This is a genomic window from Pseudomonas sp. Marseille-Q1929 (assembly GCF_017316265.1).
Taxonomy (GTDB): domain Bacteria; phylum Pseudomonadota; class Gammaproteobacteria; order Pseudomonadales; family Pseudomonadaceae; genus Aquipseudomonas.
This window is the reverse complement of record NZ_JAFLWU010000055.1, coordinates 1-12,206: the sequence shown is the minus strand read 5'-3', so window position 1 is coordinate 12,206 and position 12,206 is coordinate 1. Positions and strand designations below refer to the sequence as shown.

The following is a 12,206-nucleotide window of genomic DNA, read 5'->3' as shown; positions in this document are numbered from 1 at the left end:
CTGCAAACCCAATCCCCTGTGGGAGCTGGCTTGCCTGCGATAGCGGTGGGTCAGCTTCATCTGTGTTAACTGACAGGCCGCCTTCGCGGGCAAGCCCGCTCCCACATTTTGAGCTGTGTACACCTGCCCTGAACTACAAACCCAATCCCTGAACTGTGTACACCTGCCCCAACCTGCAAACCCAATCCCCTGTGGGAGCGGGCTTGCTCGCGAAGACGGCCGCCCAGTCACCCCACCTTCAACTGCCTACCTTCAACCGATACCAAACACATTACCCTGCATCACCGGCTCCACACTCCCGGTCAACACCACACCCCCCTCACCCGCCCACTCCACCGTCACCGTACCGCCATCGCACTGCACCTGAACCCTGGCATCCAGCAAGCCACGGCGGATGCCATTGACCACCGCCCCACAACAACACGACCCCGACCCCAGCGGCACACCACCCCCGCGCTCCCAGATGCGCAGCCGGATGTGCCCACGGTCCAGCACCTGCACGAAATGCACATTGGTCTTGGCCGGAAACAACGGGTGCTGCTCCAACGCCGGGCCCACCGCCGCCACGTCGATAGCCGTGATGTCATCGACAAAAAACGTGCAATGCGGATTGCCCATGCTGCACGCCGCCGGCTCGCCTGCGAGCGGCAAGGTGCGGGTATCCATGGCCTCGGCCAGCGGCACGGCCGCCCAGTCCAGCGATGGCTCGCCCATGTTCACTGACACCTGCCGCCCCGGCGCCCGCACGCAGGTCAGCAAGCCGCGGTCGGTGCGCAGCACAATCGAGTCGCTGCCGGTTTCCTGCATCAAGCGATCCGCCACGCCACGGGCGGCGCTGCCGCAGGTTTGCAATGGCGTGCCGTTGGGGTTCCAGAACTTGACCCGCGCCGCCGCATCCTCGCAATCGAGCAACACGGCGAGCTGGTTGAAGCCGATGCCCGTATGGCGGTTACCCAGGCGGCGGGCGATTTGCGCGGTAATCGGGTCGTCCTGGCCACGGCGGTCGACGATGATGAAGTCGTCGCCGTGGGCGTGCATTTTTACGAACGGCAAAGGCATGGTTTGTCCTGTGGTCGGCCGGTAAGGAAAGTAGAGAGCTAAAGCGTCGCGCCCATCGCCTTCATCAGCGCCAAATCCCGCGAGTAGATATCCGGCGCGTACACCAAGCTACCCTGGCGATCGACCTCCACGGTCCAGTAGCCCAGCAACACCGGCACCGGCGTGGCCAGCCTGAATTCATGGGTCACGCCGCTGGCCAGCAGTTCATCGGTGCGCGCGCGCTCGGCCGGGGTCACCAGCAGGTCGCGCAGCATCAACGGCTGTTCGACCCGCACACAGCCCGAGCTGAATGCCCGCGGGCCCTTGCTGAACAGGGGTTGGCTGGGGGTGTCGTGCAGGTACACCGAGTAGGGGTTGGGAAAGCGCATCACGATCTTGCCCAACGGGTTGCGCGGGCCGGCTTCCTGGCGCAGGAGGATGTTGCCGGGGCGTGCCCAGTCGATCTGTTCGGGCGCCAGCGGGCGGCCTTCGGGGTCGAGCACTTGCAGGTTCTGCTGGCGCAGGTATTCGGGGTTGAGGCGGATCGCCGGGAGTTTGTCCTCGCGCATGATGGTGGGCGGGATGGTCCAGGTGGGGTTGAGGGTCAGCCGGGTGATGCGCGACTTGAGCAGCGGCGTCTGGCGTTCGGCGCGGCCCACTTGCAGGCGGGTTTGCCACACCGGGATGCCGCTCTGGTACACGCTCAGTTGCGCGGCGGCGACGTTGACCAGCACGCCCTCGGGCTCGAGGTCCTGGGCCAGCCAGCGGAAGCGTTCGAGGTTGATGCGCAGTTGCTCGCGGCGCATTGCCGGGCTGATGTTCAACTCTGTCACCGTGCCGGCGCCGATCACGCCATCGGCTTGCAAGGAGTGACTGAGCTGGAAGGCCTTGACCGCCTTGACCAGCTCATCACGATAGAGCTTGCCGCTCGGCGCGCTGGCCAGGTAGCCACCGCTGACCAGGCGCCGCGCCAGGTCCGGCACGCGCGGGTCTTCCTTGCCAGGGCGCAGCAGTGGGCCACTGGCGATCGGGTCCCAGTGCGGCAACGGTTGCAGGCGCACGGTGGCATAGGTGTTGCGCAGGCTGCGGTACAAATCGGCGCTGGGGCGGGCCTGGTCAAACCCTTGGGTCATGTCTTGCAGGCCAGTGGCGGCGAAGGCCAGCACTTCGGTGTTCGGGTCACGGGTCGGCGGCTGGGCGTGCCACAGCGGTTCGAAGCGCGATTGTTGCAGGCGGCCGTAGTGCAAATCCTGCAGGGCTTGCAGGTACTGGCGGCTGCTGTCGATATCGCTGCACAGCACGTTGGCCGTGGCGTCTGGTGCAGGCAGGCTATAGTGGTTGGGGTCCAGGCCGTCGTCGGCAAGCAACGACAGTTGGGCCTGCAATGCCTGCCGGCGCTCGGCGGGCCACAGCGGCACATCGCCCTGCTGCTGGTAGAACGCTTGCAGGCGCGACTGGGCAGCAGCATCGATCTGCGGCGCCAGATGGGGGCACACCGCAGGCAGTGCCGCCAGCGCTTGTTGCAGCGGACTGGCGGAAACAATTGGCACAGGTTCCACCGGCAGCTCGTCGGCTGTCGCGACCAATGGTGCAACGAGCAGGCAAATGCTCAAGTAACATGCGTGTTTTTTGAACAATGGCTTTGCTCCAATCCACAGCGGGGGGATGTACTGTAGATGCTGACTTTTTTGTGCCGCCTCGGCTTGATCACCGTGAGCCTGGCCGCGTTGGGCACGAATGCCCTCGCCGCCAATGGCAACCCTCCTACCTTGTATAGCAGCCTGGCGCGCTCGGCTCCAGAACTCAATCCCACTGTATTGAAAAGCGCCCTGAGCGCCATGCAGTGTGCGGTCAATAATGGCGAGGAACGCTCCGAGCGCCTGGCAGTGATTGACTACTCCCAGCCTTCGACCGCCCGTCGGCTGTGGATCTTCGACCTGCGCAAAAAGACCCTGGTGCTGCGCGACCTGGTGGCCCATGGCGCCAAGTCCGGGGAAAACTTCGCCACCCAGTTCTCCAATCGCGAGGGCAGCCACCAGTCCAGCCTAGGCTTGTTCCGCACCCAGGAGAGTTACCTGGGCACCCACGGTTATTCGTTGCGCATGGATGGCCTGGAGCCAGGTTTCAACGATCAGGCCCGCGACCGCGCCATCGTGATCCACGCCGCCGACTACGTCAGCCCGTTGTGGAGCAAGCGCGAAGGCCGTATCGGCCGCAGCCAGGGGTGCCCGGCCGTGCGTCCGCAGGTGGCGCGCCAGGTGGTGGACAAGCTCAAAGATGGCCAGTTCATGTTTTCCTGGTACCCGGACCAGCATTGGTTGAAGTCCTCGACGTACCTCAACTGCAAACCCCAACAGGTGGCGAGTAGTCGTACAATCCGTGGCGGATAGCCTGTCCCCACCGATAAAAGAGAGCAACGCATGCTTCTACACCAATCCACCTGGATCGAAATCGGGCAGTTTCTGGAGCGCAGCCGTACGGTGGTGATCCCCATCGGCTCCAACGAACAACACGGCCCGACCGGCCTTCTGGGCACCGACTGGATGTGCCCGGAGATCATCGCCCATGAGGCGCAGAAGAACGCCGACATCCTGATCGGCCCGACCTTCAATATCGGCATGGCCCAGCATCACCTGGGTTTTCCCGGCACCATTTCGCTGCGCCCTTCCACCTTTATTGCCGCGATTGGCGACTGGGTGCGTTCGCTGGCCGGGCATGGCTTCGACAAGATCCTGTTCCTGAACGGCCACGGCGGCAACATCGCCACGATTGAAGCCGCGTTTTCCGAGCTGTACGCCGAAGCCAGCTTCGCCCGCCGCCCGGCCGGGTTTGCCTTGAAGCTGGTGAACTGGTGGGACCTGGAAGGCGTCAACGACCTCGCCCACCAGCAATTCCCGGTGGGCCACGGCAGCCACGCCACACCGTCGGAGATTGCGGTGACGCAGTGGGCCTACCCGGAGTCGATCAAATCGGCCGAGTACTCGCCGCAGATCGCCAATACCGGACCGATCCGCGAAGCGCTGGACTTCCGCGCACGCTTCCCCGACGGGCGCATGGGCTCGGACCCGGCACTGGCGACGGTGGAGAAAGGCGGTGAGTTGGTGGCGTTGGCGGCGAAGGGGTTGATCGCGACGGTCAGCAACTTCAGCAACGAAGCCAAGCCCTAGGCCACACACAAATCAAAAATGTGGGAGCGGGCTTGCCCGCGATGAGGGTGTGTCAGCCCAAGCATTTGTCGGCTGACACACCGCTATCGCGGGCAAGCCCGCTCCCACAGGGTTTGTTTGTGTGTCTGTTACTTGCACTCCTGCGCCACCAACTCCAACCGCGACGGCGTCAGCGTCGATGCCAACGGCTTGCGCTCATACAGGAACACCTTGGTGCCATCCTGGGTCTTGTACGCCTCCAGCACATCATCCGCGGCAATCTTGCTGGTCAACACCACTTTGGCGTGGCGCGAGTTCTGCGTGACCGTCGAGGTGATGCCGTGCTTTTCCAGCTTGGGCAGCACGCATTGGGTATAACCTTCGGGGGTCTTAGCGGTTTGCAGGGTCAGCGTCGGCGCATTGGGAGCAGACACACAACCGGCCAGCCACAACGAAGCAAAGGCCAGGGCCGGGACGAAAAAAGAGCGCATAAAAATTCCTGGAAAATAATCAAAAAATTCACATCAACCGGCTTGGACCAACGCCTTGAGCGATGCGTCAAACTGGCGCAAGGCCGCTTGCTGAACATCCCGCTGTTGCTCGATCTGTGCAGCAATCTCGGGCGCCGCCTTGTCATGCACCCACACCGACGGCACTTGCTTGTACACCGAGCCTTCGGCCTTGGCGATGTATTGCAGGTTCGCGTTATAGAACCGCGCAATAAACCGTGCCTCGACCCTGTCATTACGCTGGGTCAGCAGTTGATTGTGGGTGTCGAGCATCACCACCACATCCGGGTGCGCCTGCACCAAGGCATCCAGCGTGTCGTAGACCGTCACCGAGACAAAGGCACCTTGCAGCGAACCCATCAGCCAATCGATGGCCAGTTCCGGGTCGGAGCTGTTGACGAACGCCTGGCGGATACGCTCGTCGAGGGCATCCTTGGCGCCGTTCAAGGCCATGTCGTGATAGCGTTCAAGGTAGCTGAGGTTGTCGCGGGTGCTATCACTCAACAACACACCTACCGACTGCGCGTGCTGCAGGGAGTCTACGCTAGCGTCGATGGGTAGCAAATGGCTCGTACGCAGTTCATCGGCCATCGCTGCGTTGTTCACCGCCACAGTGCCCAGCATCAGGGCCATCAATGCCAACTGAATTATCGTCCTCATCGCGCATTTCCTTGAACAGCGTTTCGATGGGGCAATTTTGCGCTTCTGCGAAAAAAACAGAACTTGCAATCGGTGATGGTGACTATTATCTGAACCGATAGTGCCTACATAAAAAATAGATAAGGACCCGACCATGAAGCCCCACCAGAAAACCTTCGACCGCATCCGCGAAGCCGTTCTACCGGAGTTTCGCGAGCGGGTCGCCGATTACCTGGTCGATTATGAAAGCGTATTGCAGGACGAAACGGCCGACGCCGATCAACGCTGCGCCAGCGCCCAACAGTTGCGCGGCTACCTGCGCGGCTTGAACACCACGCGCGTGCTGGGCATGGCCGATTGGGAAGACCTGGACCGCCGCGTCGCCCAGGAATGGCTGTAACGCCCTAGAGCGCAGGCCGCGGCAGGTTGACCCAGGCCTGCACCGACGGCCGTTGCCACTGGCGTTGCGCATACGCTGCCAACTCGGCGGGCACGCTGTCGCCGTTGAGGATCAGGCGATTAAGCATTACGGCCAGGTCCACGTCGACAATCGACCAGGTGCCGAACAGGTAGTCCGGGTTATCGGCCAACAATGTTTGCGCCGCAGCGATCAACTTTTGCGCAGCCACCTGGGCCACGGGCGATAACGGCGGCATCTTCTGCCCGCAGAACACCACCAGCGTCGAACGCTCCTGGCGAATCGGCAGCAAATCGCTGCGCAGCCACGCCTGCACCTGCCGCGCCCGTGCGCGCTGCTTGGGGTCGGCCGGGTATACCGCTGGCTCGGGATACGCCTCTTCCAGATACTCAGTGATCGCCGACGATTCCGACAGTGCAAAATCGCCCTCCTCCAGGGTAGGCACGCGCTGGGTCAGAGACAGCCTGGCAAAATCGGCCGTCTGGTTTTGCGCGGCGTCCAGGTCCAGGGTCAAGGTATCAAAGGCCAGGCCTTTTTCCCGCAGGGCCACAAACACTGACATTGCATAGGGGCTGGTGAACAGACTATCGACGTACAAGCGCAGCGACGGTGGGTGCATGGCGGGTCTCCTCGGATGAAAGCCCACGCTACGAGATCTGTGACGGGAAAGACAATGGTAGGTTTTTATAGGGGCATTCCTGGCGGGAATGACCTACCCGGCGAACCCACCCTTGTCCAAAAAAGCCTGCTCTTCCTCAGTGCTGGCGCGGGCCAACACCTGGTTGCGATGAGGAAACCGCCCAAAGCGCTGGATAATCTCCGCGTGTTCCTTGGCCCAGTGATAGGTGTTGGCGTCCAGCGTCTGGTTGAGGGCCAGGGAACGCTGCTGGTCCGCCGGGTCTTCCGAATGCTCGAACGGCAGGTAGCAGAACGCACGCAAGGCGGGCTTGATCAACTGATCCCACCCAGCGTCGACCATGCGCCCGGCATACAGGCGGGCCAACGGGTCGGTGGCGAACATATGGGCCGTGCCGCGAAAGGCATTGCGCGGGTATTGGTCGAGCAGGATCAGCAGGGCCAGGGCGCCTTCTGCCGAGTCCAGCCAGTTTTCCAGCTCGCGGCGGGCGGCTTGCAGGTGGGCGCTGTGGAAGGTGTCGCGGAAGCTGGCGTCGAAGGCCTCGTCCTTGGCGAACCAACGCTGGGGGCCGGCGTTTTGCCAGAAGTCGATGACGGATTTTGCGGTGGTCATGGTGAATACCTGCGAAAGCGATCTGGCAGACGTTAGCAGAATCGAACAGACGACGCGGCCCAATGTGGGAGCTGGCTTGCCTGCGATGGGGGTGTGTCAGTCAACAAATGCTTGGGCTGACACACCCTCATCGCGAGCAAGCCCGCTCCCACCGTTTAATGTTATAGAATAACACCCAACTTCTCCCCTGCCCTGTGACTTCACCCATGCCCGACGCTGCTCCCCTACGCCAACGCCTGCTTTCCATCGACGCCCTGCGCGGCCTGGTGATCCTGTTCATGCTGCTGGATCACGTGCGCGAAACCTTCCTGCTGCACCGCCAGGTCAGCGACCCGATGAGTATCGACAGCACGGAGCCCGCGCTGTTTATCAGCCGTACCCTCGCCCACCTGTGCGCCCCGGTGTTTGTCTTGCTCACCGGGCTGTCGGCGTGGCTGTACGGCCAGAAATACCAAGGCCGCCGCGACGTATCGGCGTTCCTGTTCAAGCGCGGGTTGTTCCTGGTGGTGCTGGAATTCACCCTGGTCAACTTCGCCTGGACCTTCCAACTGCCGCCCAGCGTGATCTACCTGCAAGTGATCTGGGCGATTGGCGTGAGCATGCTCGCCCTTGCCGCACTGGTGTGGCTGCCGCGCCCGCTGTTGTTCGCCGTGGCGATTGCGCTGATTGGCGGGCACAATCTGCTGGACGGCCTGCACTTCGCGCCAGGTTCGATGTTGCAAAATGGTTGGGCGATCCTGCATGAACGCAGTTGGATCGAGGTAGGTGACAGCCTGCGCCTGCGCATCACCTACCCGGTGTTGCCGTGGATTGGCGTGATTGCGCTGGGCTATGGCCTGGGCCCGTGGTTTGCCAACGGCGTGCAGCCGGCGCTGCGTCAGCGATACCTGGCGCTGGCGGGCGTGGGGGCGTTGGTTGGGTTTGTGCTGTTGCGTGCGCTCAATGGCTACGGCGAAAAGCCTTGGCAGGCGTATGAGAGTGGTGTGCAGACGCTGATGAGTTTCTTCAACGTGACCAAGTATCCGCCTTCGCTGTTGTTCCTGGCGTTCACCTTGGGGATGGGGTTGCTGCTGTTGCTGGCGTTTGAGCGTGCGGGGCATAAGCGCTGGATTGGCATGCTGGCGACGTTTGGGGCGGCGCCGATGTTCTTTTATCTGCTGCATTTGTATGTGTTGAAAGTGCTTTATGTTGCTTGTGTTGCGTTGTTTGGCTTGAACCATGGCAGCTACTTTGGCTTCGATGGCATTGGCGCGGTGTGGCTGGTAGCGCTGCTGTTGCCGATTGCACTGTATCCGCCAGTGCGTTGGTTCGCCGGGATCAAGGCGCGGCGCCGCGACTTGGCCTGGCTCAAATACCTCTGAACACTCGGTTGCTCTTGTGTGGGAGCTGGCTTGCCTGCGATGCAGGCGCCTCGGTACATCAGACACACCGAGGTGATGCTATCGCAGGCAAGCCAGCTCCCACAGAAGCCGGTGTCCACATGTTCAGGCGGTGTTAGGCCAGTTCGGCACGCAGTTGGCGAGCAGCAGTGACCATATGAATCAACGCCGCCTCCGTCTCCGGCCAGCCACGGGTCTTCAAGCCGCAATCCGGGTTCACCCACAAGCGCTCAGCTGGAATCCGCTTGGCCGCCTTGCGCAACAGGTTGGCCATTTCCGACGCATCCGGCACCCGTGGCGAGTGGATGTCATACACCCCCGGGCCGATTTCGTTCGGGTAGGCGAAGGCTTCAAACGCGTCCAGCAACTCCATGTCCGACCGTGAGGTCTCGATGGTGATCACGTCGGCGTCCATCGCCGCGATGCTTTCGATCACATCGTTGAACTCGCTGTAGCACATGTGCGTGTGGATCTGGGTTTCATCGCGCACGCCCGAGGCGCACAGGCGGAACACTTCGGTGGCCCAGTCCAGGTAGTGCTGCCACTGCGCCTGGCGCAACGGCAAGCCTTCGCGGAAGGCGGCTTCGTCGATCTGCACGATCTTGATACCGGCGGCTTCCAGGTCCACCACTTCGTCGCGAATGGCCAGGGCCAGTTGCCGCGCCTGTTCTTCGCGGCTCACGTCTTCGCGCGGGAATGACCACATCAGCATGGTCACGGGACCGGTCAGCATGCCCTTCATCACCTTGTGGGTCAGGCCTTGGGCGTAGCGGATCCACTCCACCGTCATGGCCTTCGGGCGGCTCAGGTCGCCGAAGATCAGCGCCGGTTTCACGCAGCGTGAACCGTAGCTCTGGACCCAGCCAAAGCGGGTGAAGGCATAGCCGTCCAACTGCTCGGCGAAGTACTCGACCATGTCGTTGCGTTCGGCCTCACCGTGTACCAGCACGTCCAGGCCGAGGTTTTCCTGCACTTCGACGGCGTGCTTGATCTCGCTGTGCATGGCTTCGACGTATTCGGCTTCGCTCAATTTGCCGGCCTTGTACGACTGGCGCGCCAGGCGGATCGACGCGGTTTGCGGGAACGAACCGATGGTGGTGGTCGGGAACACCGGCAGGTTGAGGCCGGCGCGCTGTTTCTCGATGCGCTGGGCGAACAGCGACTGGCGCTGACTGTCCTTGGCCGTGATCGCGGCAACGCGGGCTTGCACGGCAGGTTTGTGGATGCGTGGCGACGCAGCGCGGGCAGCTTGCACCGCACGGCTTTGCGCTAAAGCGGCCAACACGTTGGAGGCTTCAGGCTCATTGACCGCTTGCGCCAGCACCGCCACTTCGGCGCACTTCTGCACGGCAAACGCCAGCCAGCTTTTCAGCTCGCCATCCAGTTTGTCTTCGCGGGCCAGGTCGACCGGGCTGTGCAGCAACGAGCAGGACGGCGCGACCCACAGGCGGTCACCCAACTTGTCATGGGCGTGTTGCAAGGTAGCGAGAGCTTTTTCCAGGTCGCAGCGCCAGACGTTACGGCCGTTGACCACGCCCAGGGACAATACTTTGTAAGCCGGCAGGCGGTCGAGAATGGTCGGGTACTGTTCCGGTGCGCGCACGAGGTCGATATGCAAACCATCCACCGGCAGGTTGGCGGCCAGGCCGAGGTTCTCTTCCAGCCCACCAAAATAGGTGGCCACGAGCTTTTTCAGCGGGTCGCGCTGGATCAGGTTGTAGGCACGCTCAAACGCGTTTTTCCAGTCTTGCGGCAGGTCCAGCACCAGGATCGGCTCGTCGATCTGCACCCACTCCACGCCCAGGTCGGCGAGGCGCTGGAAGATCTGGCCGTACAGCGGCAGCAGGCGATCGAGCAGGTCCAGCTTGTCGAAATCAGCGCCCTTGGCCTTGCCCAGCCACAGATAAGTCAGCGGGCCAATCACCACGGGTTTGACGTTGTGCCCCAGCTCGCGGGCTTCCTGCACTTCTTCGAACAGTTGATCCCAGCCCAGGTGGAACTGCTGGTCAGCGCTGAATTCAGGCACCAGGTAGTGATAGTTGGTGTCGAACCACTTGGTCATTTCCTGGGCGTGGGCGCCGCCGCAGCAGCTGTCGCTGACGCCACGGGCCATGCCGAACAGGGTCTGCAGCGTGGCTTGGCCATCGGCCGGGCGGAAGCGCTCGGGGATCACGCCAAACATCAGCGAGTGGGTCAGCACCTGGTCGTACCAGGCGAAATCACCGGCGGGCAGCAATTCGATGCCGGCCTGTTTTTGCAGGTCCCAATGGGTCTTGCGCAGGTCACGGCCAACGGCACGCAAGCCGGCTTCGTCGAGCTCGCCCTTCCAGAACGCTTCCTGCGCTTTTTTCAGTTCACGATCGCGTCCAATGCGCGGAAATCCCAGGGAATGAGCGACTGCCATGACTTACAACTCCGATGTCGTTATGTATGGCAGCTATTGTCGGCACACGGCGATAGTGAGACAAACTCATATTATTCTAGATCATCACAAGATCCATTCATGTTGAGAACCAATGGATATAGAACGCGTGAAACATGAAATACGCACACACCGCCAGCGCCACACCCATGCACCGGTTGAACAGCGTAAACGCCGACGTGCCATTGATCCGCCGCCCCAGCAGCGCCCCCAGCAACGCGTAAATCCACGGCGCGCCGAACGCGCCAAAGGCCAGCACCGCCGAAACCAGCGCAATGGACACCCCGGTGATATGCGCCGCCGGCAGCATCACGCTGGTGATCGGCAACACCGCCATGATGCCCTTGGGGTTGAGCAACTGGATCACCAGGCCGTTCCAGAACGTAAGGGTTTTGACGGGCACGGTTGAAGCCGTTTCATCCACCACCGTGCGCGCCGTGAACACCTGATAGGCGAGGTACAGCGTGTACACGCCGCCAATCAGCGAGATATATGGCAGCGCCGCCTGGGAAATGATCGCCTCGCCGGTGTAGCCAAACAGCACAAACAACAGCAGCATCGCGCAGCCCACCCCGATGAAAAACCCGGTGGAGCGGCGGAACTGGCCGGTGAGGCCGGCGTTGAGGCCCATGAAGTTTACTGGGCCAGGGCTGTACATGACGCTGAAGGCGTAGAGGAAGATGTCCATGGAAGACCTGCAGTAGAGGAAGTGTGGCGAGTCTACTGAGGGGGGTTGGGGGGATTCTTGTACGTTTGTGGTTGCGCCCTTAACGGGAGCAAGCTCCCTCGCCACAGGTATAGTGCTTGTCTGCCCCTTTCAGGATCGAAACCAACATGGATGCCGTTACCCAAGGCAGTTGCCTCTGTGGCGCAGTCACGTATCAAGTCACTGCACCGCTCAAGGCCGTCACCCACTGCCATTGCCGCAAATGTCAGAAAAGCCATGGCGCTGCGTTTGCCAGTTACGCCAGTGCGCCCCGCTCCGCCGTCAGCATCCAGGCTGTTGCAGATACGCTGAAAAGCTATGAATCCTCACCGGGTGTCACTCGCCAGTTTTGCCTCGCGTGCGGATCATCGCTGTTCTGGCAGGATGCCAACGGGCTCTATCCAGAGTGGATTTCGATTGCGCTGGGCACGCTCGACACCCCGTTTATTCCGCACAAACAGGCGCACAGCTGCATTGAATCGAAGGCGGCATGGGCTGAATGAAGGTCAACGGTGGGTCAGGCGACACTTCTACCAGCAGTGCCGCCGCCTTCGCAGCCTCGCTAAAGCTCGACAGCTTGTGTCTTTCGCCGGGATTAGACTGTGGATGAGAGCGGTGGATGGCAAGCTGACCGACAGCGGTGCTTGAAGCACGTGTGGGAGCCTAAGCTGCCATCCACCTCTCCACTCTGGTTATTGAG

13 protein-coding genes are annotated in these 12,206 nt (G+C 61.9%); 5 read left to right on the top strand and 8 right to left on the bottom strand.

All coding sequences use genetic code 11. The annotated features are described in order from the left end of the window. Positions 1-252 precede the first annotated feature (252 nt). Together dapF and J1G37_RS28710 are read right to left on the bottom strand one after the other, a co-directional pair. Complete coding sequence (dapF, locus tag J1G37_RS28715) at positions 253-1,059, bottom strand: diaminopimelate epimerase (RefSeq protein WP_207047161.1); 807 nt, start codon at positions 1,057-1,059, stop codon at positions 253-255. 38 nt (positions 1,060-1,097) lie between these two features. Then, complete coding sequence (locus J1G37_RS28710) at positions 1,098-2,675, bottom strand: L,D-transpeptidase family protein (RefSeq protein ID WP_207047160.1); 1,578 nt, start codon at positions 2,673-2,675, stop codon at positions 1,098-1,100. Positions 2,676-2,714: 39 nt separating this feature from the next. Here J1G37_RS28710 and J1G37_RS28705 point away from each other — a divergent pair, with 39 nt between their 5' ends. Both J1G37_RS28705 and J1G37_RS28700 read left to right on the top strand, forming a co-directional pair. Beyond that, positions 2,715-3,428: a murein L,D-transpeptidase catalytic domain family protein gene (locus J1G37_RS28705; protein WP_207047158.1), complete on the top strand. Its 714-nt coding sequence runs from the start codon at positions 2,715-2,717 to the stop codon at positions 3,426-3,428. Positions 3,429-3,458: 30 nt separating this feature from the next. Next, entirely contained in the window at positions 3,459-4,205 is a 747-nt protein-coding gene (locus tag J1G37_RS28700) for a creatininase family protein (RefSeq protein ID WP_207047156.1), read from the top strand. Between the two features lie 128 nt (positions 4,206-4,333). Here the strand turns inward: J1G37_RS28700 and J1G37_RS28695 are convergent, their stop codons facing one another. Further along, positions 4,334-4,675 carry a hypothetical protein gene (locus tag J1G37_RS28695; RefSeq protein WP_124528414.1) on the bottom strand — a complete coding sequence of 114 codons (342 nt, stop codon included), beginning with the start codon at positions 4,673-4,675 and terminating at the stop codon, positions 4,334-4,336. 33 nt (positions 4,676-4,708) lie between these two features. Beyond that, on the bottom strand, positions 4,709-5,353 hold the full coding sequence (locus tag J1G37_RS28690; RefSeq protein WP_207047154.1) for an ATPase: 645 nt from the start codon (positions 5,351-5,353) through the stop codon (positions 4,709-4,711). 133 nt (positions 5,354-5,486) lie between these two features. On the opposite strand from J1G37_RS28690, the gene J1G37_RS28685 reads away from it, so the two are divergent. Beyond that, entirely contained in the window at positions 5,487-5,732 is a 246-nt protein-coding gene (locus J1G37_RS28685) for a hypothetical protein (RefSeq protein WP_207047152.1), read from the top strand. Positions 5,733-5,736: 4 nt separating this feature from the next. Here J1G37_RS28685 and yfcF read toward each other — a convergent pair whose 3' ends face one another. Next, entirely contained in the window at positions 5,737-6,369 is a 633-nt protein-coding gene (gene yfcF, locus J1G37_RS28680) for a glutathione transferase (RefSeq protein WP_207047150.1), read from the bottom strand. A 93-nt stretch (positions 6,370-6,462) separates the two neighbouring features. Continuing rightward, positions 6,463-6,999: a DUF924 family protein gene (locus J1G37_RS28675; RefSeq protein ID WP_207047148.1), complete on the bottom strand. Its 537-nt coding sequence runs from the start codon at positions 6,997-6,999 to the stop codon at positions 6,463-6,465. Positions 7,000-7,205: 206 nt separating this feature from the next. Between J1G37_RS28675 and J1G37_RS28670 the strand changes: the two genes are divergently transcribed. Further along, the gene (locus J1G37_RS28670) at positions 7,206-8,360 is read left to right on the top strand and encodes a DUF1624 domain-containing protein (RefSeq protein ID WP_207047146.1); all 1,155 of its coding nucleotides are present in this window, start codon (positions 7,206-7,208) and stop codon (positions 8,358-8,360) included. A gap of 133 nt (positions 8,361-8,493) precedes the next feature. Here J1G37_RS28670 and metE read toward each other — a convergent pair whose 3' ends face one another. Together metE and J1G37_RS28660 are read right to left on the bottom strand one after the other, a co-directional pair. Further along, positions 8,494-10,782 (bottom strand): 5-methyltetrahydropteroyltriglutamate--homocysteine S-methyltransferase, encoded by a 2,289-nt coding sequence (gene metE / locus J1G37_RS28665; protein ID WP_207047145.1) that lies wholly within the window; start codon positions 10,780-10,782, stop codon positions 8,494-8,496. A gap of 97 nt (positions 10,783-10,879) precedes the next feature. Next, positions 10,880-11,488, bottom strand: coding sequence for a LysE family transporter (locus J1G37_RS28660; protein WP_207047144.1), 609 nt, complete (start codon positions 11,486-11,488; stop codon positions 10,880-10,882). Between the two features lie 146 nt (positions 11,489-11,634). On the opposite strand from J1G37_RS28660, the gene J1G37_RS28655 reads away from it, so the two are divergent. Continuing rightward, positions 11,635-12,009 (top strand): GFA family protein, encoded by a 375-nt coding sequence (locus J1G37_RS28655; RefSeq protein ID WP_207047143.1) that lies wholly within the window; start codon positions 11,635-11,637, stop codon positions 12,007-12,009. Positions 12,010-12,206: the final 197 nt, after the last annotated feature.

Coding starts and splice junctions, on each gene's coding strand:
- dapF (WP_207047161.1), bottom strand. CDS start 1,059: ATGCCTTTGCCGTTCGTAAAAATGCACGCCCACGGCGACGACTTCATC.
- J1G37_RS28705 (WP_207047158.1), top strand. CDS start 2,715: ATGCTGACTTTTTTGTGCCGCCTCGGCTTGATCACCGTGAGCCTGGCC.
- J1G37_RS28700 (WP_207047156.1), top strand. CDS start 3,459: ATGCTTCTACACCAATCCACCTGGATCGAAATCGGGCAGTTTCTGGAG.
- J1G37_RS28695 (WP_124528414.1), bottom strand. CDS start 4,675: ATGCGCTCTTTTTTCGTCCCGGCCCTGGCCTTTGCTTCGTTGTGGCTG.
- J1G37_RS28690 (WP_207047154.1), bottom strand. CDS start 5,353: ATGAGGACGATAATTCAGTTGGCATTGATGGCCCTGATGCTGGGCACT.
- J1G37_RS28685 (WP_207047152.1), top strand. CDS start 5,487: ATGAAGCCCCACCAGAAAACCTTCGACCGCATCCGCGAAGCCGTTCTA.
- yfcF (WP_207047150.1), bottom strand. CDS start 6,369: ATGCACCCACCGTCGCTGCGCTTGTACGTCGATAGTCTGTTCACCAGC.
- J1G37_RS28675 (WP_207047148.1), bottom strand. CDS start 6,999: ATGACCACCGCAAAATCCGTCATCGACTTCTGGCAAAACGCCGGCCCC.
- J1G37_RS28670 (WP_207047146.1), top strand. CDS start 7,206: ATGCCCGACGCTGCTCCCCTACGCCAACGCCTGCTTTCCATCGACGCC.
- metE (WP_207047145.1), bottom strand. CDS start 10,782: ATGGCAGTCGCTCATTCCCTGGGATTTCCGCGCATTGGACGCGATCGT.
- J1G37_RS28660 (WP_207047144.1), bottom strand. CDS start 11,488: ATGGACATCTTCCTCTACGCCTTCAGCGTCATGTACAGCCCTGGCCCA.
- J1G37_RS28655 (WP_207047143.1), top strand. CDS start 11,635: ATGGATGCCGTTACCCAAGGCAGTTGCCTCTGTGGCGCAGTCACGTAT.